The sequence below is a fragment of the Marinobacterium halophilum genome (genome assembly GCF_003014615.1).
In the GTDB taxonomy this organism is placed as follows: domain Bacteria; phylum Pseudomonadota; class Gammaproteobacteria; order Pseudomonadales; family Balneatricaceae; genus Marinobacterium; species Marinobacterium halophilum.
In genome coordinates, this window is the sequence record NZ_PYGI01000033.1 from 1 (window position 1) to 18,948 (window position 18,948).

Below are 18,948 nucleotides of genomic sequence, written 5' to 3' on the forward strand. Positions count from 1 at the left end.
CGGATGCTGGAACGTTATTCTACTGGAATAACAGCTGAGCTATGTTTGTTAGAAGCTATTGAGCGATATCCACAACAACTAACTCAGACATAGCCTTTTTTATGCCCTGCGCCAAAGCTGAATCAGCGCGGCTTGAGCCGCTCACAATTGGGGCGACGCCCGGCGGCCTGCGCCTGCTGGTAGAGCGGCATGTAACGTTGCACCTGGCGGTCCAACTGCTGAATGCGGGTGCCGGGAGCCGGATGTGTCGATAGTAGTTCCGGTGGTGTTGCACCGCCCTTCTGTGCCATCTTCTGCCACAGCGCCACCGCTTCACGCGGGTCAAAACCGGCTTTGGCCATCAGTTCTTGCCCCAGCGTATCGGCTTCAGACTCATGCTGACGACTGTAGGGCAGCAGAATGCCGTATTGCGCACCTAGTCCCAGCGCCATGATCGCCGCCTGCTGGGTCTTGGAGTCCACACGGTCCGCCAGCACAATACTGGTAGCGGCCATACCCAGTTGGGTCAGCTGCTGCTGGCTCATGCGCGCATTACTGTGCTGCGCCAAAACATGGGACACCTCATGGCCGATCACGGATGCCAGCTGATGCTGGTTATCCGCCACCTGTAACATACCGGTGTAAACCCCCATTTTGCCCCCTGGCAAGGCGAACGCGTTGACGGCATCATCCTTGAACACGATCAATTCCCAGTCACTGGGCGTGTAGCCGTACTCGGACGGCACCTGCATCACAATGGCATCGGCTACACACTGAACATAGCGATTGATACGCGCATCATTTTCGATCGGTGTCTTTTCCTTCATCTGCTCGAACGACTGGCTTCCCAGAGAGTTCATCTGCGAAGGTGAATTGAGCAGTAACGTCTTTTCTCCTGTCGGCGAGACTGCACAGCCAGCCGCGGTCAGTGACAAACACGCAACCAGCCCGGTCCGCTTCAACATACCTGCAAACATTCAGTTCTCCCTCGCCCCACCGCTGGTGAGGACTGTTATCCCGCTATTGTCGCGACTGCCGAAGATCATTAAGCTTGTGCAAATTTCATTTAGCGAGGTCTAATGTATGGCTGTCATTTTGCAAATCGATTTTAGCATGCCCGCCGATAGTCTCGGTGACAACCTGACCGAGGCAGCACGCGGGCTGGCCGAGTCCATCAACCAGGAAGCGGGCTTTATCTCCAAGATCTGGACCGAGAATACGGAAACGGGGGAAGCAGGCGGGATCTATCATTTCGCCGATAAAGCCTCGGCAGAAGCCTATCAGGCAATGCATACACAACGGGTCGAAGCGATGGGTGCGACGCACATTCGCAGCCGTATCTTTGCGATCAACGAGACCCTGACCGCCATCAATCATGGCCAGACCGGACACTAACGTCCGGCCCGGCCATTCAGTACCCAGGCACTATCAGAGGCGGCTTTCCAGCTCGGGAACGGCCTCGAACAGGTCGCCCACCAAGCCATAATCGGCCACCTGGAAGATCGGCGCCTCTTCATCCTTGTTGATCGCCACGATCACCTTGGAGTCTTTCATCCCGGCCAGATGCTGGATGGCACCGGAGATACCGACGGCGATATAGAGCTCTGGCGCCACCATCTTGCCGGTCTGGCCCACCTGCATGTCGTTGGGTACAAACCCCGCATCAACCGCCGCACGCGATGCACCCACCGCCGCGCCCAGCTTGTCGGCGACCTTGTTCAGCAGCTCAAAATTGTCACCGTTACCCATGCCTCGACCACCGGATACCACCACGGAAGCTGCCGTCAACTCCGGTCGATCGGACTTGGCCAGCATTTCATCAACAAAGCTGACATCAGCATGCTGATGCACACTGCCACAGGCTTCAATCGCGGCACTGCCGCCGGTTGCTTCGGCAGCGTCAAAAGCGGTCCCGCGCACGGTCATCACCTTGACGGCATCGGCCGACTTGACGGTGGCGATGGCGTTACCGGCATAGATCGGACGCTTGAACGTATCGGCGGCTTCGATCCCGATAACATCGGAGAGCTGATTCACGCCCAGCAGAGCGGCAACCCGTGGCAGTGCATTTTTACCCGTTGTGGTGCCCGGTGCCAGAATATGGCTGTAGCCCTCGGCCAGTTCCACCACCAGCTTGCTCAGATTTTCCGCCAACTGGTGCGCGTAAGCAGCGTTATCCGCCACAATGACCTTGCGTACACCCGCAACAGCCGCAGCTGCCTCGGCAGCACCCTGGCAGTTTTCACCAGCCACCAGCAGATCAATCTCGCCGCCGATCTGCTGTGCCGCGGTCACCAGATTCAGCGTGACCGGCTTCAGGGACTGATTATCATGTTCGGTAATGATCAGAATACTCATGCGACCACCTTCGCTTCGTTACGCAGTTTGTCCACCAGCTCCTCAACCGAGCCGACCTTGATACCCGCCTGGCGCTCTGCCGGCGGCTCGACGCTGACCAGCTCGACTCCGCCCGCCAATTGAGCCCCCAACTCCTCCGGGGTTTTCACGTCCAGCGGCTTCTTCTTGGCTTTCATGATATTGGGCAGGGAAGCGTAACGCGGCTCGTTCAAACGCAGGTCGGTGGTCACCACCGCCGGCAGTTTCAGGCTCAGCGTCTGAAGACCGCCATCGATCTCACGCGTTACCTTGAGAGTTTCGCCCTCGATCACCAGTTCAGAGGCAAAGGTTGCCTGAGGACGATCCATCAACGCCGCCAGCATCTGCCCAGTCTGATTATTGTCGGAATCGATCGCTTGCTTGCCCAGCAAAATAAGGTCAGCCGATTCTTCTTCCGCCACTTTTTGCAGAATGCGGGCCACGGACAGGGAATCCAGCTGATCCGGTGCATCTACCTGGATGGCACGGTCGGCACCGAGAGCCAGCGCGGTGCGCAACTGTTCTTGACAAGCCTTGCTGCCGATAGACACCACCACCACCTCTTCAGCGGCTCCGGCTTCTTTCAGGCGGACGGCTTCTTCCACGGCGATTTCACAGAAGGGGTTCAAGGCCATTTTGACGTTGGCCAGATCGACATCGGAACGGTCTGATTTGACCCGAACCTTGACGTTGTAATCGATCACGCGCTTGACAGCTACCAGTACTTTCATCGTTATTACCTGTGTTGTGCTAACGGCTGGAAAAAGGAGGTTCTTGCGAACCTCAAAGCCTCACTCTGGAAGGCTGCTAATGATGGATTACTCCACCACAGTCTCTTCCGCCGCCTGCTTACGCAGAAGGAAGCGCTGGATCTTGCCGCTGGAGGTTTTCGGCAATTCCTGCACAAATTCGATTTCACGCGGGAAGGCGTGGGTGGACAGGCGGTTGCGCACATGCTGCTGCAGTGCTTCAGCCAGTGCCGCGTCCGCATCCACATGTGCGTGGGTCACTACATAGGCTTTTACAATGCTGCCACGCTTGTCATCCGGCTTGCCGACCACCGCACTCTCCACCACCGCTTCGTGTTCCAGCAGCGTGCTTTCCACGTCCGCCGGACCGATGCGATAACCGGCAGACGCAATAATGTCGTCGTCACGACCGGTATAGGAATGGGACCCGTCACCGTTACTGATCACCACATCACCGGTCAGGTAGTAGCGGTCGAAGTACGGGCTTTTCTCACCCCAGGTGTAACCCTGGAAGAAATACAGGGGCGAGTTGTCCATATCGATTGCCAGCTCGCCACTTTCACCCGGGCCCACTTCGTTGAAATCGGCATCCAGTGCTACCAGGCGGTATCCCGGCAACTGATAACCCATGCTGGCATCGCGGAACTGATGATCCAATTCATGGAAGTTGGCCGAGGTCATGCCGGTTTCGGTCTGGCCGTACTGATCACAGACCAGACAGCCGAATACCCGCTGCACCCAAGTCACGATTTCGGGGTTCAGCGGCTCACCCGCACTGTTGGCCACCCGCAGATCAATCTCGGGATAATTCGCCAGCAGTTTTTCATTCGCCTTGAGCATCCTGTACGCCGTCGGTGCCGCCGCCAGATTGGTAATTTTGTATTTGCGCAAGAACTCGAAGGTGTTATCGGCCGTAAAACCCGCCTCATTGAAGTGGGTGGTGCAACCCAACAACAGTGGCCCTACCACCGCGTAATACAGACCATAAGCCCAACCCGGATCGGCCACATTCCAGAAGTTGTCGCTATCACGCAGACCAATCGCATAACGCATGTACACATAAAACGCCGGCAACGCCTTGGTCGGGATGGTCACCCCTTTGGACTTGCCGGTGGTGCCTGAGGTGAACATCTGCAGAAAGGGGTCGTCCGCACCGATTTTCACCGGTTCGAACTGATCAGATTGCTGATTCAGGGTTTGGTGATAGAGGAAGTCAGCTTCGGCCGCCAGCGGATCATTGTCATCCGCCACCAACAAGGTAGTCGGCAGACCCTTCACGTCCGCCAGTTTAGACCACTGCTCGGTGTTGGTGATGATCAGTTTGGTCTGCGCCTTCTGCAGCCGGTACTCGATGGCACCCGAGCCAAAAGCGGTAAACAGCGGCTGGTAGACCGCACCGGCACGCAGGGCTCCCAATACAGCGATCAGCAGCTCCGGGGTTCGGGTTAACAACGCCGCGATACGGTCGCCCTTGCCTATTCCCTGTGCGGTCAGAAAGTTGGCAAACTGCGCCGAACGTTGCATCAACTCCTTGAAGGTCAGCTCGCCATGGGTGCCATCGACCAATTCATACCGCAGCGCCACCTTGGCGGGGTCATCTGCCCAGCGGTCGCAGATCTCCTCGCAGACATTGATGCCTGCATTAAAATCACCCACGAAGTTCTGTATGATCGACTCCGGTGTGAAGTCTTTGATGAAATCGTTATAGCTGGTGTTGTCCATACTGAAACCTGTTTATTGTTCTAATGGGGCTTGCCACCATCCTGATAAGTGGCGCATACAGCAGCCGGTAACAAACAAGGGATTTCCCTTATTCGTCGCGTATGAATGCAGGTTAATGCAATCGACAGGGATGACAGAATGACAACTTCCAACAGATAAATTGACATTTTTTGCAACGCTTAATTGTCTGAAAAACAAGCAGTTGAGCATGCAGGCCCACCTCCTCATCTGCAGTAGAGCCTATGAATAACCTGACGTTTTCTTCTCATTATGCTCGTGCCATGCTGCAGGGCTACCGTACTCAGGGACGCAACGTGGATGCTTTGCTGGCGGCCTGCGAAATCGATCCCGATGTCATTCGTCAACCCAAGGCGCGCATCGGTACCGGTGAGTTCATCCGTCTGTTTCGTCTGATCTGGCGAGAGCTGGATGACGAATTCATGGGCCTGACGTCAACACCGTGCAAAGTCGGCCACTTTCATCTGATGGGATCGTTGGCGGTTCACAGCAGCAACCTTCAGGAAGTGATCGAGCAAAGCATTCGTTGCTACCGACTGTTCTCGGACGATATCGAGATCCGTCTGGATCTGAGCAGTGAAGAAGTGGAACTGAGCATGACCCACCACCGTCCTGATCTGGACCCGGACAACTTCCTGGTCGAATGGCTGCTGATGGTCTGGCACCGGTTGATCGGCTGGCTCATCGGACGCAAAATCGTGCTCAGTCATGCCACTTTCAGCCACTCGCTGCCCGCACATTTTGATGAATACCGCTTTATCTACCCCTGCGAATGCCACTTTGAACAGCCGCGCAGCAGCATCTTTTTCAGTCGTAACTACCTGAGCATGCCGGTTACCCGCTCGCCGCGTGAACTGGACGAATTCATTATCAGCTCGCCGCGCGATTTGCTGATCTGGACCGACGAAGACCACAGCCTGAGTACACAGGTTCGCGGCCTACTGGAAAGTTTTGACCAAGGAGGCCTGCCCAATCTGGATTGGGTGTCGGAACAGCTGCACACCACGTCCTACACCCTGTCGCGCAAATTGAAGGCAGAAGGTACGTCCTATCAAAAGATCAAGGACAACCTGCGCCGCGATCAGGCTATCATGATGCTGACTCGGCAGAACCTGAGCATTAGTGATATATCCAGCCAGCTGGGGTTTGCCGAGCCAGGCGCTTTTTCACGGGCCTTCAAGCACTGGACCGGGGTAAGCCCGCTGGCCTACCGTAAACAGGAAGCCTGAGTTGAATACAGAAAAACCAGAAAATACAGCCACCTACGCTGTGTTAATATTTTTGGAGCAGGCCGACTCACTGATCAAGATCATCTTTTGAACCATAGTAATCCGTTGCTGCTCAGGCATAATAAAACATTCATTTAATTGTTGTTGCCGACGGCTGCAGTACTGCAAGGCAGGAGGCCTGTTCAGTTGATCAAGCAAAGAATCAAATATAGGGACGGCGGTTCCAAACGTACCGTTCTATCAAGTATCTTTCTGTTGGCTCTTATATCCTGGTCAATGTTCTGGTTTTATACCCACATCACCGTCGACACGACCGAGCGCGCCGTTTCCGGGCAGCTCAAGGAATGGGTGCTGTACCGTTTTGACACTGCAGTAAACAATATAAACACGCGGGCTGATCAACTTGAGCGACGTGCCAATGCCCTGTTGGATCAACCTGCCAGCGGCACCGGCAGCATTGACATCAACACCCTGAAGGCTCCGTTGGAACACACCCTGAAATGGTCTCAGGATCTTGCGGGAGCTACAGTTTATGACTGGCCCGTCAAGCAGGCATCACTGGCACTGTATCTGGATGGCCAGTTCCCCCGCGTAATGACGCAGACTGCGTTACCGTTGTGGCTACAGCAACTACCCAATACGCTCACCACCCGGCCTGATGCCAAGAGTGTCTGGTGGAGCCCTGCTCACCGCCATCCGGTCACGGGTGATACGGTCGTTACCCTGGTGAAACCCATTCTATCCACCAACGGCCAACTGAGCGGGCTGATCAGCCTGGACTGGAAACTGGATGCAATCCTGGCGCTGGCGACTGAAGCGGAAGCAACGGCAGGTACTCTGATCTGGCTGACGGACCGTAGTGGCCGGCAATTAGCACCAGAGTATTTGGACCAACGCAGAAGCTATGCCAAGAGCCTGATGCTGGCAGCCCAACAACAAACCCCCATGACCATTTTTCAAACGGGCTTTGAACAGCTGACATTGGACAAACCTACACACCCTGCAGATCTCTACTACGCGCCGGTAAATAACGGAATGAGCCTTGCCGTGGCCATCCCGCATACCGAGCTGGAAGCACCGTTACAGGCACTGCGTGAGCGTAGCAAAAGCTACCTCATCTATCTTGGTGCAGCGATCATGTTATTGACCGTACTCGGTCTGAGCCGTTTGGTGCCTGCCCTGCGCAGCCTGCGCGCGTCCTACATTGATAAACTGACCGGTCTTCCCAACCGTTCCCGCCTGCTGCAGAACCTGGAACGGGACAAATCCGTAAGCCTGATTCTGATCAACCTGGACCGTTTTCGCGAAGTAAATGGTTTATTTGGCGATCATTGTGGCGACCTTATTCTAAAAGAAGTTGCGCTTCGCCTTGAATCATTCATGTCCAGTGACGAAAACAAAGGCGGAGAGCTCTACCATATTCAGGGTGATGAATTTGCCATCACTCTGCCCCGGCGCAGGCCCGAAATGGTGCAAGCACAACTGGAGCAGATACTGGGTTTCATCCGTCAGACACCGATCCATTGGCAAAACCACGAAATCGGTTTGAGCGCGACGGTCAGTGCGGCCGTCCCCTGGTTCGATGCGCCACGCGAGCACAGTCTCTACATTCATGCCCGCGAAGCCATGCGTGAAGCCCGTGAAAAGGGTCTGCACTGCTGCGTATATGATGGCTCGGAGCCGCTGGAGCAGGAATTTGAATACAATCAGAAATGGGCTGGAAAACTGCGTGACGCCCTCGATACTGAGGGTCTGGTCGCCTGGTTCCAGCCGATCCTGAACAACACCACTGGCCATATAGACAAGTATGAGTGTCTGGTGCGCATGATGGATAACGACGGTGGCGTGATCAGTCCGGGAAAATTTCTCGGTGTCGCGGGAAAACTGCGCCTTGAAGGACATATCACCCGCGTCATGGTTGAACAGTGCTTTGTTCGCTTTACCGATTCGCCGATGCAGTTTTCCATCAACCTGTCCTACACTGACCTGCAGCAGGCAGAGCTAACGCAGTTTATTCTGCAACGTTTAGATGAAACCGGTGTGGGCTCACGGGTTATTTTCGAACTGCTGGAATCAGCCAATATCGAAAACTATGATCAGGTACGGACGTTTGTGGATGAAGTCAAAAAGCGCGGTTGCCGCATCGCCATCGATGATTTCGGTACTGGTTACTCCAATTTCGAGCATTTGCTACAGCTGCAGGTCGATATCATCAAGATCGACGGCAGCCTGATCCGCAACCTAGACAAAGACCCCAACGCTCGTCGGGTGGTGCGCGGTATTGTCGGACTGGCGCGCAGCATGAAAATGGAAACCGTGGCCGAGTATGTGCATTGCGAGGCCATTCAGATGGAAGTGTTACGGCTCGGCATCAACTTCTCCCAGGGTGAGTTGATCAGCATGCCGGCACCCGAACTGATCGCTCAGGTGCCCAAGGAATTGACCAAGCTCTCCTACTCCGGCAGGAGCCGAGCCAAAACTGCGTTGAACTGCTGAGCAGGGGCAGTGTGCTCAGTCTAGGCCGTGAATCTCTTTCCAGTTGCCCGGATATACAGCGTAGAAGATACGGGCGTGTTCGCCTTCGTACTTCAATGCGGTGCCTTCTGGTACCCAGATGATGTCACCGGCCTCTCCTTCCAACACCCCTTCATTCGTGACCAAACGAAAAATACCGTCAATCACGTAAATCACTTCGTCGTACAGCACTGTCCAACTGATGGAGCAGGCATCAAAGTGGGCAACACCGGCCCCCATCGTGGCGCTCAGGTCGGTGCTGACTGCACGAGCCACACCGGCATCGCCAGGAGGGCCACCACGGTGCATATAGTTCAGGCTGCTGCCCTTGATCAATTTTGCGGACATTGAATTCTCCATTCAAAGGGGTCTAGGTAATTTGCGTTCAGACTTCTGAGCGGCTGGCGAAGCGTTCATAGGCCAACCGCACCGGCACACCAATGCGTAACAGCGGCTTGGGTGGCAAACGTGACGGGTTACCCGATACGCTCTGCATATCGTGCAGCAATTCAGTTTTCTTGCCACAGGCCATATCGGCCAGCATCATGCCGGAAATGGTGCCGCGGGCCGCGCCCACACTCTGATCACAGCAAGACGCAAACACATCCGGCTCCAACTCACCGAAATAAGTTTCAAAGTTCGCTGACAAGCCGCTTGCCCCACCCCAGGTGTATTCGAATTCCACATCGTTAAGCTGCGGATAGCGTTGATCAAAAGCGTCACGGTGACGTGCGGCAATGCCGGGAATCAGCGCCTGTGGTGTGTTGTAATCATGCGCATAACGGTAGGAATTGCGCACGATCAAACGCTTGTCCTGGGTCATACGCAACGTGGTCCCCCCGTGGTCTGCCGGGGTAATACCCCAGTCCAACTGGCCGCCATAGCGTTTCAACTGTGAATTGTTGAGCGGTGCCGTCATGCTAGCGAAGGTCATGATCGGCAGAATACGGTCAGCCATATAACCCAACTCGGCGGTGAAGATATTGGTGCCTAGAATCAACTGACGACACTGGATTCGCGCTTTCTCTGTACGTACCTCAAAACCTCTTTTGTTACGCGCAATCGAGGTTACCGCCGTACGTTCTGCCACCTGAACATTGTCCGGCATGTGATCCGCCAATCCGCGCATAAGCGCCGCTGGCTGCATCAAGGCACCGCCCGGTGTATGAATCGCCGCCGAATAAAAATTAGTCCCGAACACCTCCCGCATCTCGTCTTTGTCCAGACGCCGGTAGGTTTCATTACCCTTTTTCAATAAGGCCTCATAATGGTCCAAATGCTTGCGCCCACGCGGACCAACCGCTGCCTGATACTTGCCCGCATGCGACCACTGGCAGTCGATGCCATAGCGATCGATCTGGGTTTCAAGGTATTCCAGCGCCACCCGACTGAGCCCGACGATCTTCTGCTTGAGCTGTTCGTCACCACTTTCCAGATCCCGCTTATGCGGCTGATCAATCACGAAGCCCGAATTGCGCCCCGAGGCTCCCTGCCCCACCTTAATGGCATCTATCAGCATAACACTGGTATCTGGACGGTTCTCGGCCATGCGCCGAGCCGCGGCACAGCCGACAAAACCGGCACCGATAACCAGTACGTCGACACGAATGTCCGTAGTGACCTCAGGAAAATCAGAAATGAAATCAAGCTGTTCATACCAGCCGCAACGTCTGTCATACCGGGGAAGAATCATTATTGTAATACTCGGCTTCAGTTGTACGGATAATCGGCTGCCCACAAGGGCGGCCTTACATGGATTTATTATTCCACCAAGCATTAATTTTTCTACACAAAAAGACTATATTTAACCAATCTAAGAACTATCATAAGAACAGCTTATACAATGAACCCTATCTCACTGATCGATACCCATGCATTGTCCTGCTTTGTTACCCTCGCCGAAGCCGATTCGTTGACCGACGCCGCCGGGCGCCTGAACGTGACCCAGTCTGCCGTCTCGCAGATGCTGAAGCAGCTGGAAAGCCAGCTGGGCACACCACTGGTGATCAGGCGCACCCGACCACTGAGACTGACCGCCGCCGGATTGGTATTGAAACAACATGCCGATACCATCATCGGCGACCTGCGTCGACTGACACAATCTGTACGCGACGCCGCTCAACAAGGCTTGACCCAATGTCGCCTTGGGCTAGTCACCTCGTGTTCGGAGGTATTCGGCAGCCGCCTGATTGCACAGATGGACCAGCGCATCGAACAGCTGACTCTGCGCAGCGGGCTAACGCCCTCTCTGGTGCAGTCATTTCTGAATCGAGAAGTGGACATTTTGGTGTCGAATGACCCACTGGATGATATTGAAGGGCTGGAGCGGCACACTCTGTTCCGCGACCCATTGCTACTGGCATTGCCGGATAGTTTCGCTTTCAGCCACCACTTGCCACCTCGGGACGCCCTGGCGGTATTGGCACATGAGCATTCGTTAATTCGCTATGGCCGCAACACCCATATTGGGGCCATGACCGAAGTGGCGCTCCGCCGCATGGGCGTGTTGACACAAGTACGTTATGAAACCGACGACACCCATACGCTGATGAATTTTGTCCGAGATGGTCACAGCTGGGGCATCATCAGCGCGCTCTGTCTGGCACAGGTATTGCCAATAACAGAAGGTATACAAATACTGCCGCTGGACAATAGCCGTCATGCACGGCAGATGCATCTGCTGGCACGGCAGAACGAACTGGGCGATATTCCGGCCGAGATTGCGCGACATATATGCCAACTGATGACAGAGCGGATTCTGCAACAACTGCAAATCCGGGCACCCTGGTTGAGTGGCGATGTACTGGCTACGAATTGAGGCTGACTATTCGCCAGCCCGCTGCTCAAACTGTTCCGCAGCCACCAGCTCCAACAGCCAGGTGCGGAACTCATCAACACCGGGCTTGCGCCGCAAGGTCATGTCCGGCTCCAGCATGTAAAAGCAGGCTTCGGTGTTCAGCTCCACTGGCACAGGCCGCACCAGCAACCCACTCTCAATGTAGTTACAAATCAGTTGTTCCCAACCCAATGCCACGCCTTGGCCATTGAGCGCGGCCTGAATCAGCATGGGATAATTGTTGAGGTTCAAACGGCGCTTCGGCGGCGCCGGTTTGACCCCCATCTGCTGAAACCATTCAGCCCATCCCAACCAATCCTTGCTTGAGTCCAGCCACAACAGGGTTGTACCGAAAATATCTTCCGGCTGCACCAGTGTCTGCTTTTCCAGAAACAGCGGGCTACATACCGGAAATACACGCTCACTGAACAAGGGTGTCGCCACCATTCCTGCTGGCGGCTTGCGGTAATAAAACAGGGCCACATCATATTCCGAAGGGCGTACCCCCTTCAGCGTATCGTTGGCAAAAATACGCACATCGATATCCGGATGCCGATCCTGAAAGTCGGCCAGCCGTGGCAACAGCCAGAGCGACGCCATTGCATTGGAAGTCACTACGGTGATCTGCTTGTTATCCTGCCATTCGAGCACTTCGCCGGTTGCATTGGCCAACAGCTGCAAGGATTGCTGCACGCTGAAAAAATACTCTTCACCGGTTTGTGTCAATGACAGGCTGCGTTTGTCGCGGATAAACAATGAACGGCCCAGGTAATCTTCCAGCAGGCGAATTTGACGACTGATGGCACCTTGGGTCACATTCAGCTCCATCGCCGCTTGAGTAAAACTCAGATAACGGGCGGCCGATTCAAAGGCAACGAGGCTGTTCAATGGTGGGAGGGGTTTTATTTTCAACTTCAGCCCCTTTATTGACAACGGGTTATTATTAAAAAGGCCCGGCGAACCGGGCCCCGTCTGACGGTATTATAGACTGTGCGTTCAACAACTCACGATCAACGCCCTTCAATCACCACTGGCACGCAGCAATACAGGGCCCGGCTCAGCGATATACGTAGCTGGCACCGCATCGTCCTGTACTGTCGGCTCAGGCTTCGATGCCTGTCGTCCCGGCAACGGATGCAGGTGCAACTGCTCAGTGCGCAAAGCCTTGAGCAAACTGACCGACATCACCAGCGTGAGTACCGCAATTGGCAAACCGGCAATGATCGACGCCGTTTGCACCGCTTTGAGTCCACCGGCATAGAGCAAACCACCGGCAATGAACGCCTGCATCACGCCCCATATCACTCGCAACAACATCGGTGGCTCCAGGCTACCCCTCGAGTTCAATGTACAGAGCACCAAGGTGCCTGAATCCGCCGAAGTGATGAAATAGGTCGCCAGCAGTGCCACCACCATCAGACTCAGCATCTGGCCGAGGAAACCATTGTCGATTTTCTCGAACAGCGTAAAGACTGCAGATGTGGTGTCGGCCTTGGTCGCCAATAGTACATCACCGCCCTTGAACTCAGCCGCTTCCCCCACCAACAGACCAGATTCGACCTGCGCCTGATGCGCCACACGGTCATCTTGCTCCATTTTCAACGCGGAACCGCCAAACACTGACATCCAGATAAAGGTCACGATAGTTGGCACGATCAGCGCACCAATGATCAGTTCACGAATGGTACGACCACGGGAAATACGCGCAATGAACATGCCTACAAACGGCGACCAGGTCATCCACCAAGGCCAGTAAAATGCGGTCCACCAGTTTTGCCAGCCGCTATCTTTTTGCGCATCGCTCCAGGTACTCAGCGACACAATGTTATTCAGATAATCGCCGGTGCCCTCGATAAAAGTGTTGAGGATGTAACGGGTCGGGCCGAGCGCCAACACGACCAGTACCAGTAGAATCGACAGCAACATGTTCCACTCGGACAGCAGGCGGATGCCTCGCCCAACGCCAGATAGTACTGACAGAATCGCCAGAAAACTGATACCGGCAATCATAATCAACTGATTACCCACACTGATCTCGATGCCCAGTACGTTGTTCAGACCGGCGTTCATCTGCACCACGCCCAGCCCAAGTGATTGAGACACACCAAACGCGGTAATGGCGACGGTCAGGATATCAACGGTGTGGCCAATGGGGCCGTAGATACGATCACCGATCAGCGGATAGAGCACTGAGCGCATGGTCAGTGGCAGCCCTTTGCGGTAGGCAAAGTACGCCATGGTCAACGCCACGATAATAAAGATCGCCCAAGGGTGAAGTCCCCAGTGAAAGAAAGTCAACCGCATGGCCGCAGCCGCTGCTTCATTGGTCATGCCCTGCTCGGCAAAGGGATTGCCCGCGTAATGCCACATGGGTTCGGCCACCGACCAGAAGATCAGGCCAATCCCCATACCACCACTGAACAGCATCGCCAGCCAAGAGCGGTAACTGAACTCAGGGGTTTCATCATCCCGCCCGAGGCGGATATGGCCGTAACGACTTAGCATCAACCACACCAGCAGACAAAGCACACCGCTGACCACGGTGAGATAAAACCACTTGAAGTTGGTAAGCACCATATCGGATACCTGCTGAAAGAAAGCGCCTGCTTCCTTTGCCATCAGGCCACAAAAGATCACGAAGCCGATTACCAGAATTTTGGAAATCACCGTGACGGTCGGGTCGATGCCCCGTACAAGGCCGGAGTCGTGTTTCATTGCGATCGTCTCCATCTAATTATTATTGTCAGCACCGGGCATTTCACCGGGCACTCGCTGTTCAGCACATGCGGGGGGACTGAACAACCTCTGCTTGAGGCAGTTGCGCAATCGTCCAGAAAAGTTTGATCTGCATCAAACCAAATTTGCGAATGGGGTAATGAGTTTTGGTAATGAATGTCCTTTCGAATAATTTCATTTCGCAACCGCAGCATAAGCCCTCAGAATGAGTCATGAGTTTTTGTAATGAATTGAGGGCGCAGAAATCGTTTGCGGCACTTTCATGTCTGTCACTAATATCCGCTCCACAGCAGTCGGCATTTTCTTGAGCTCTGTCAATGAAACCGGCTTTTTCGCAAAACCTCACAGCCATGACTGGCGGAATGTGGAGAGAGACAACATGACAATAAAATCTCACATCATCCCAATGGAAACCCTGGACGACGTGCGCAAGCCTCTGGCCGAAGCCGCCGGTATGCCCAACGCGGTCTATATCGACGACAGCCTGTTTGAACTGGAGCGTGATGAAGTTCTGGGCAAAACTTGGGCCGCCATTGGCTACAGTAGTGACCTGCCAAACAATGGCTTTGCCAAACCCGTCGATTTCATGGGCCTGCCGCTGGCGATCATGCGCAACCGTGATGGCGAGTTCAACGTATTCCATAACGTCTGCAGTCATCGTGGCATGATCCTGCTGACTGAAGAGACCGAAGTGGAAGGCATGGTGCGCTGTCCCTACCACTCCTGGACTTACGACCTGAACGGCAACCTGAAAGGCACCCCGCACATCGGTGGTGTTGGCGTACACAAGGCGGAAGGGTTTGCCTGCGAAAAGCACGGGTTGCGCCAGGTCCGCTCCCATGTCTGGATGGGCATCGTTTTTATCAACCTGTCCGGCAACGCGCAGCCGTTTGAAGATCATATTGCACCGCTTGTACAGCGCTGGAGCGAGTTTTGCGGCAAGGATGGCTGGGACAACCTGCACATCGCCCCCACCGGCAGTCAGATGCAGCTGGAAGTGAACTGCAACTGGAAACTGGCGATCGAGAACTATTGCGAAGCCTACCACCTGCCGTGGGTACACCCGAGCCTGAACACCTACTCGCCGCTGGACCAGCACTATAACCTGATAGTCAATGACGACATGTCCGGCCAGGGCAGCTACAACTACAACCTGTCCGACGTCGCCGGCACCCGCCTGCCCCGTTTCCCGAACTGGCCGCAGGACCGTCTGCGTCATGCCGAGTACATATCCCTGTACCCCAACGTGCTGCTCGGCATGCAGGCCGACCATTTCTTCGCCATCATTCTGGAACCACGCAAGAAGGACCTGACGGTCGAAAACCTGCGTCTTTTCTATGTCGGTGAGGAGTCTTGCGGTGATGAATATGCCGCCTGCCGCCACTCCCAGCTGGAAGCCTGGAAAGTGGTATTCGGTGAAGACATCTTTGCCGTTGAAGGCATGCAGGCCGGTCGTCAGTCACCGGGCTTCACGGGCGGCGTATTCTCGCCGGTATTGGATGGCCCGACCCACCACTTCCATGGCTGGGTCGCCGACAAGTACGCCGCCGTCAACAACGACTGATCGCCCCGTCCGGCCCGGCAACACTCGCCGGGTCGTTGACCCTGCACAGAGGACAGATTCAATGCTGAACAACGATACTCAACACTGGCTCAACTTCATCGGTGGCGAATGGAAAGACAGCACCACCGCTATCGACGTGCGTGACCCGTCCACTGATAGCGTCTTCGCCACCATCGCAAGCGCCACCGTTGACGATGCCGAGAAGGCGATTCAGGCTGCCCGCGCGTGCGTAAAGCAAGGCCTGCTGACCCGCCAGCGCCCGGCACAACGCGCCGAACTGATGTACCGCATCGGCCGGGAGATCCGCAACATCGTAGAAGAAGGTGCCGTACTGGCCTCCCGTGAGAACGGCAAATCGATCAATGATGCCCGCGACGAATTCACTGAAGCCGCGCGTTACTTCGAGTACTACGCCGGTATTGCCGACAAGATCGAAGGCAAGTCGATCCCGCTGGGCGAAGACTACATGGACTTCACCATCTACGAGCCTCAGGGCATCTCGGTACAGATCGTACCCTGGAACTTCCCGGTTTCCATTTGCGCCCGCTCATTGGCGCCTGCGCTGGCCGCAGGCAATGCCGTGATCGTGAAATCGCCGGAACTGTCCCCACTGGCAATCACTCTGCTGGCGACCGCCTGTGAACGCGCGGGCCTGCCTAAGGGTGCATTGAGCGTACTGGCCGGACCTGGTCGCAAAATTGGTGCTGCACTGGTCGCACACCAGGAAACCAATCAGATCGTATTCACCGGTTCCGTGCCGACAGGCCGTTCCATCATGCGCGACGCGGCTGAAAACTCGGTACCCTGCATTATGGAGTTGGGTGGCAAATCCGCCGCCGTTGCCTTCCCGGATGCCGATCTCGATCAACTGATCAGCAGCGTGCGCTGGGGTATTTTCTTCAATGCCGGCCAGGTCTGCTCCGCCATGTCACGCCTGCTGGTTCACCGTGATATCTATGACGAAGTGGTTTCCCGCGTTGCCGAACTGGCCACCGGCCTGAGCATCGGTGCCGGCAAGGACAACCCGGAACTGACGCCAGTTGTCTCCATGCAGCAACGTGACGGTATCCTCACCATCTGTAATCAAGCCGTTGAGGACGGTGCCCGCCTAGTCTGCGGCGGCGCAGCGGTTGAAGGTCTGCCCGGTGCATTTGTACAGCCGACCGTGTTTGCCGATGTAACTACCGACATGCGCCTGTTCACCGAAGAGGTGTTCGGCCCGGTAATCGCCCTTACCCCGTTCGACAACGAGGCAGAAGCCTTCGCTCTGGCCAACGCGACCGACTACGGACTGGTTGCCGGTGTATTCACTCAGGATGTGAGCCGTGCCATGCGTGCAGCCCAGGCGCTGGATGCCGGTCAGGTGTTTGTCAACGAATGGTTTGCCGGTGGCATCGAAACCCCGTTCGGCGGCAATCGTCTCTCCGGCTACGGCCGCGAGAAAGGTCAGGAAGCTCTGTACAGCTATGTACGCACCAAAAACGTTGCCATTCGCGTCTCTCGATAAACCAGAGCCGATAAAGAACAGATAACAACACGTAAAAAGGGTGCTGCGGCGGTGGCACCCCTATCTCTAATAAGAAAGGTAGGGCCGAATCATGAAAAAGTGGTTATGTATCGTCTGCGGATTGATTTATGACGAAGCCAAGGGCTGGCCAGCCGACGGTATCGCTCCCGGTACCCCTTGGGAAGACGTCCCCGACGACTGGAAATGTCCTGACTGTCTGGTCGGCAAGGCCGACTTTGAAATGATGGAGATCCGCCAGGATCTGAAAGTCGAAGTTCCGGTCATCAACATCGCCGCCCAGCAGCCGCCAATTGTCATCATCGGCACTGGCTACGCCGGTTACGGCTTGGCTGAAGCCTTGCGCCAGCGCGATGTGCAAACCCCGATCATCATATTTACCGCAGACGATGGTCATCACTATTCCAAACCGGGCCTGTCCACGGCACTCACCCGCGACAAGGCCGCCGCCGAGTTGGTAACGGAAACGCCGCTGGCCATTGAAGCCCGACTCAATATCCGTATCCATACCCGTTGCCCGGTGTATGCCATTGATGCCAAGAACAAAATCCTGTCCACCGCCTCCGGTGAACAGAGCTACAGCAAGTTGGTACTGGCCCAAGGCGCAGCACCGATCCGCTTGCCGCTGAGCGGCGATGGCGCCGACGACGTGATCAGCGTAAACGACCTGCAGGACTACCGACTCTTCCGTGAACATCTGCAGGGCCGCAGGCGCGTCAGCATCATCGGCAACGGCCTGATCGGCTGTGAGTTCGCCAACGATCTGGCCAATGCCGGCGTCGAAGTGGACGTGATCGGCCTGTCCGCCTGGTCGATGGATCGCCTGATCCCTCAGGCCGTGGGTGAACAGCTGCAGAGCCGACTGCAAGACAAGGGCGTGCGTTGGCACCTGAACACCACCGTTGCGACAGTGGACCGGGAATGCGAAGGCTACCGCCTGACGCTGGAAAACGGCGAACAGATCGAGACCGATCTGGTGCTCTCTGCCATCGGCCTCAAGGCCCGTACCGAACTGGCCGTCGCCGCCGGTGCCGAGGTGAACCGTGGCATCAAGATCAACGGAGGCCTGAGAACCAGCCTGCCGGACGTGTTCGCCATCGGCGACTGCGCCGAGATCAACGGTCAACTGTTGCCCTACCTGGCCCCGATTAATGCCGCCCTGCCGGCACTGGCCGACGGCCTGCTGGGCCGCCCGACCATGGCGCATTACCCGCTGATGCCGGTCATCGTCAAAACCCCCGCCTGCCCGCTGACGCTGCAAGCACCCGCCGCTGATCTGGATGGTGATTGGCAGATCGAACAGACCGATCGCGGTACCCGAGCCCTGTTCATCGATGCCCAGCAGCAGCTGCAGGGCTTCGTGCTCACCGATGAACTGGGCAGTGAACGTCAGTACTGGCTGGATCGCATCGGCAGTCCGCTGGAACAGGTCGCTTAAGCACAGCGGTAACTGTCAACGTAGTTGTCGCGTATAAGTCATCTGCTCTTTAAAAATTCGCCGCCTTTTCCGGGTTCAGCGTTACCGTCTCGGGCAAGCTGAGGTTACGGATGTCACCGGACCAGCGCTGAGGGTTCTTGGCTCTCTCTTCTTCGAGAACTTGTCGGCGCTGGTCTAGTACCTTCTTGGCCTCGCCATTATGGCGTTGCTCGGGTGTTACATATTTCAGGGCGCTGTGTCGGTGCTCGGTGTTGTACCAACG

The 18,948-nt window shown here is 55.7% G+C and carries 15 protein-coding genes and 2 pseudogenes; 8 read left to right on the top strand and 9 right to left on the bottom strand.

Annotated features, from left to right (window positions below; genetic code table 11):
• Positions 1-122: 122 nt before the first annotated feature.
• On the bottom strand, positions 123-956 hold the full coding sequence (locus tag CLV44_RS16850) for a M48 family metallopeptidase (protein ID WP_170069382.1): 834 nt from the start codon (positions 954-956) through the stop codon (positions 123-125).
• A 106-nt stretch (positions 957-1,062) separates the two neighbouring features.
• Here CLV44_RS16850 and CLV44_RS16855 point away from each other — a divergent pair, with 106 nt between their 5' ends.
• Positions 1,063-1,374, top strand: coding sequence for a monooxygenase (locus CLV44_RS16855; RefSeq protein ID WP_106593293.1), 312 nt, complete (start codon positions 1,063-1,065; stop codon positions 1,372-1,374).
• Between the two features lie 33 nt (positions 1,375-1,407).
• Here CLV44_RS16855 and CLV44_RS16860 read toward each other — a convergent pair whose 3' ends face one another.
• From CLV44_RS16860 to CLV44_RS16870, 3 genes are all read right to left on the bottom strand, one after another.
• Positions 1,408-2,337 (bottom strand): electron transfer flavoprotein subunit alpha/FixB family protein, encoded by a 930-nt coding sequence (locus tag CLV44_RS16860; RefSeq protein WP_106593294.1) that lies wholly within the window; start codon positions 2,335-2,337, stop codon positions 1,408-1,410.
• Positions 2,334-3,086, bottom strand: coding sequence for an electron transfer flavoprotein subunit beta/FixA family protein (locus CLV44_RS16865; protein WP_106593295.1), 753 nt, complete (start codon positions 3,084-3,086; stop codon positions 2,334-2,336). Before CLV44_RS16865 ends, CLV44_RS16860 begins: the two co-directional genes overlap by 4 nt.
• Positions 3,087-3,173: 87 nt before the next feature.
• Positions 3,174-4,826: an AMP-binding protein gene (locus CLV44_RS16870; protein ID WP_106593296.1), complete on the bottom strand. Its 1,653-nt coding sequence runs from the start codon at positions 4,824-4,826 to the stop codon at positions 3,174-3,176.
• A gap of 242 nt (positions 4,827-5,068) precedes the next feature.
• Here CLV44_RS16870 and CLV44_RS16875 point away from each other — a divergent pair, with 242 nt between their 5' ends.
• Together CLV44_RS16875 and CLV44_RS16880 are read left to right on the top strand one after the other, a co-directional pair.
• Positions 5,069-6,073: an AraC family transcriptional regulator gene (locus tag CLV44_RS16875; RefSeq protein WP_106593297.1), complete on the top strand. Its 1,005-nt coding sequence runs from the start codon at positions 5,069-5,071 to the stop codon at positions 6,071-6,073.
• 255 nt (positions 6,074-6,328) lie between these two features.
• Positions 6,329-8,569 (top strand): EAL domain-containing protein, encoded by a 2,241-nt coding sequence (locus tag CLV44_RS16880; protein ID WP_146140032.1) that lies wholly within the window; start codon positions 6,329-6,331, stop codon positions 8,567-8,569.
• A 15-nt stretch (positions 8,570-8,584) separates the two neighbouring features.
• Here CLV44_RS16880 and CLV44_RS16885 read toward each other — a convergent pair whose 3' ends face one another.
• On the bottom strand, positions 8,585-8,935 hold the full coding sequence (locus CLV44_RS16885; protein ID WP_106593299.1) for an ethanolamine utilization protein EutQ: 351 nt from the start codon (positions 8,933-8,935) through the stop codon (positions 8,585-8,587).
• 37 nt (positions 8,936-8,972) lie between these two features.
• Positions 8,973-10,280, bottom strand: a complete 1,308-nt coding sequence (locus CLV44_RS16890) for an NAD(P)/FAD-dependent oxidoreductase (protein ID WP_106593300.1) — start codon at positions 10,278-10,280, stop codon at positions 8,973-8,975.
• A 150-nt stretch (positions 10,281-10,430) separates the two neighbouring features.
• Between CLV44_RS16890 and CLV44_RS16895 the strand changes: the two genes are divergently transcribed.
• Entirely contained in the window at positions 10,431-11,405 is a 975-nt protein-coding gene (locus CLV44_RS16895) for a LysR family transcriptional regulator (protein ID WP_106593301.1), read from the top strand.
• 6 nt (positions 11,406-11,411) lie between these two features.
• Here CLV44_RS16895 and gcvA read toward each other — a convergent pair whose 3' ends face one another.
• Together gcvA and CLV44_RS16905 are read right to left on the bottom strand one after the other, a co-directional pair.
• A complete protein-coding gene (gene gcvA / locus CLV44_RS16900; protein ID WP_170069383.1) occupies positions 11,412-12,335 on the bottom strand; it encodes a transcriptional regulator GcvA in 924 nt (307 codons plus the stop codon).
• A gap of 108 nt (positions 12,336-12,443) precedes the next feature.
• Positions 12,444-14,138, bottom strand: a complete 1,695-nt coding sequence (locus CLV44_RS16905) for a BCCT family transporter (RefSeq protein WP_106593303.1) — start codon at positions 14,136-14,138, stop codon at positions 12,444-12,446.
• Positions 14,139-14,538: 400 nt separating this feature from the next.
• On the opposite strand from CLV44_RS16905, the gene CLV44_RS16910 reads away from it, so the two are divergent.
• The 4 genes and pseudogenes from CLV44_RS16910 to CLV44_RS16920 all read left to right on the top strand — a co-directional run bounded on the left by CLV44_RS16910 (position 14,539) and on the right by CLV44_RS16920 (position 18,686).
• Entirely contained in the window at positions 14,539-15,723 is a 1,185-nt protein-coding gene (locus CLV44_RS16910) for an aromatic ring-hydroxylating oxygenase subunit alpha (RefSeq protein ID WP_211298179.1), read from the top strand.
• A gap of 61 nt (positions 15,724-15,784) precedes the next feature.
• Positions 15,785-17,230 carry an aldehyde dehydrogenase family protein gene (locus CLV44_RS16915; protein WP_106593305.1) on the top strand — a complete coding sequence of 482 codons (1,446 nt, stop codon included), beginning with the start codon at positions 15,785-15,787 and terminating at the stop codon, positions 17,228-17,230.
• A gap of 91 nt (positions 17,231-17,321) precedes the next feature.
• Positions 17,322-17,483 (top strand): annotated as a pseudogene (locus tag CLV44_RS17585) (rubredoxin); the annotation flags it as partial.
• Entirely contained in the window at positions 17,475-18,686 is a 1,212-nt protein-coding gene (locus CLV44_RS16920; RefSeq protein WP_245912726.1) for an FAD-dependent oxidoreductase, read from the top strand. The pseudogene CLV44_RS17585 and the gene CLV44_RS16920, both read left to right, overlap by 9 nt.
• Before the next feature lie 49 nt (positions 18,687-18,735).
• On the opposite strand, the pseudogene CLV44_RS17360 reads toward CLV44_RS16920, so the two are convergent.
• Positions 18,736-18,948: pseudogene (locus CLV44_RS17360) on the bottom strand (hypothetical protein); the annotation flags it as partial.

Excerpts from the sequence above, each read along its gene's own strand:
- CLV44_RS16850 (WP_170069382.1), bottom strand. The coding sequence starts at position 956 with ATGTTTGCAGGTATGTTGAAGCGGACCGGGCTGGTTGCGTGTTTGTCA.
- CLV44_RS16855 (WP_106593293.1), top strand. The coding sequence starts at position 1,063 with ATGGCTGTCATTTTGCAAATCGATTTTAGCATGCCCGCCGATAGTCTC.
- CLV44_RS16860 (WP_106593294.1), bottom strand. The coding sequence starts at position 2,337 with ATGAGTATTCTGATCATTACCGAACATGATAATCAGTCCCTGAAGCCG.
- CLV44_RS16865 (WP_106593295.1), bottom strand. The coding sequence starts at position 3,086 with ATGAAAGTACTGGTAGCTGTCAAGCGCGTGATCGATTACAACGTCAAG.
- CLV44_RS16870 (WP_106593296.1), bottom strand. The coding sequence starts at position 4,826 with ATGGACAACACCAGCTATAACGATTTCATCAAAGACTTCACACCGGAG.
- CLV44_RS16875 (WP_106593297.1), top strand. The coding sequence starts at position 5,069 with ATGAATAACCTGACGTTTTCTTCTCATTATGCTCGTGCCATGCTGCAG.
- CLV44_RS16885 (WP_106593299.1), bottom strand. The coding sequence starts at position 8,935 with ATGTCCGCAAAATTGATCAAGGGCAGCAGCCTGAACTATATGCACCGT.
- CLV44_RS16890 (WP_106593300.1), bottom strand. The coding sequence starts at position 10,280 with ATGATTCTTCCCCGGTATGACAGACGTTGCGGCTGGTATGAACAGCTT.
- CLV44_RS16895 (WP_106593301.1), top strand. The coding sequence starts at position 10,431 with ATGAACCCTATCTCACTGATCGATACCCATGCATTGTCCTGCTTTGTT.
- CLV44_RS16905 (WP_106593303.1), bottom strand. The coding sequence starts at position 14,138 with ATGAAACACGACTCCGGCCTTGTACGGGGCATCGACCCGACCGTCACG.
- CLV44_RS16910 (WP_211298179.1), top strand. The coding sequence starts at position 14,539 with ATGACAATAAAATCTCACATCATCCCAATGGAAACCCTGGACGACGTG.
- CLV44_RS16915 (WP_106593305.1), top strand. The coding sequence starts at position 15,785 with ATGCTGAACAACGATACTCAACACTGGCTCAACTTCATCGGTGGCGAA.
- CLV44_RS16920 (WP_245912726.1), top strand. The coding sequence starts at position 17,475 with ATGGAGATCCGCCAGGATCTGAAAGTCGAAGTTCCGGTCATCAACATC.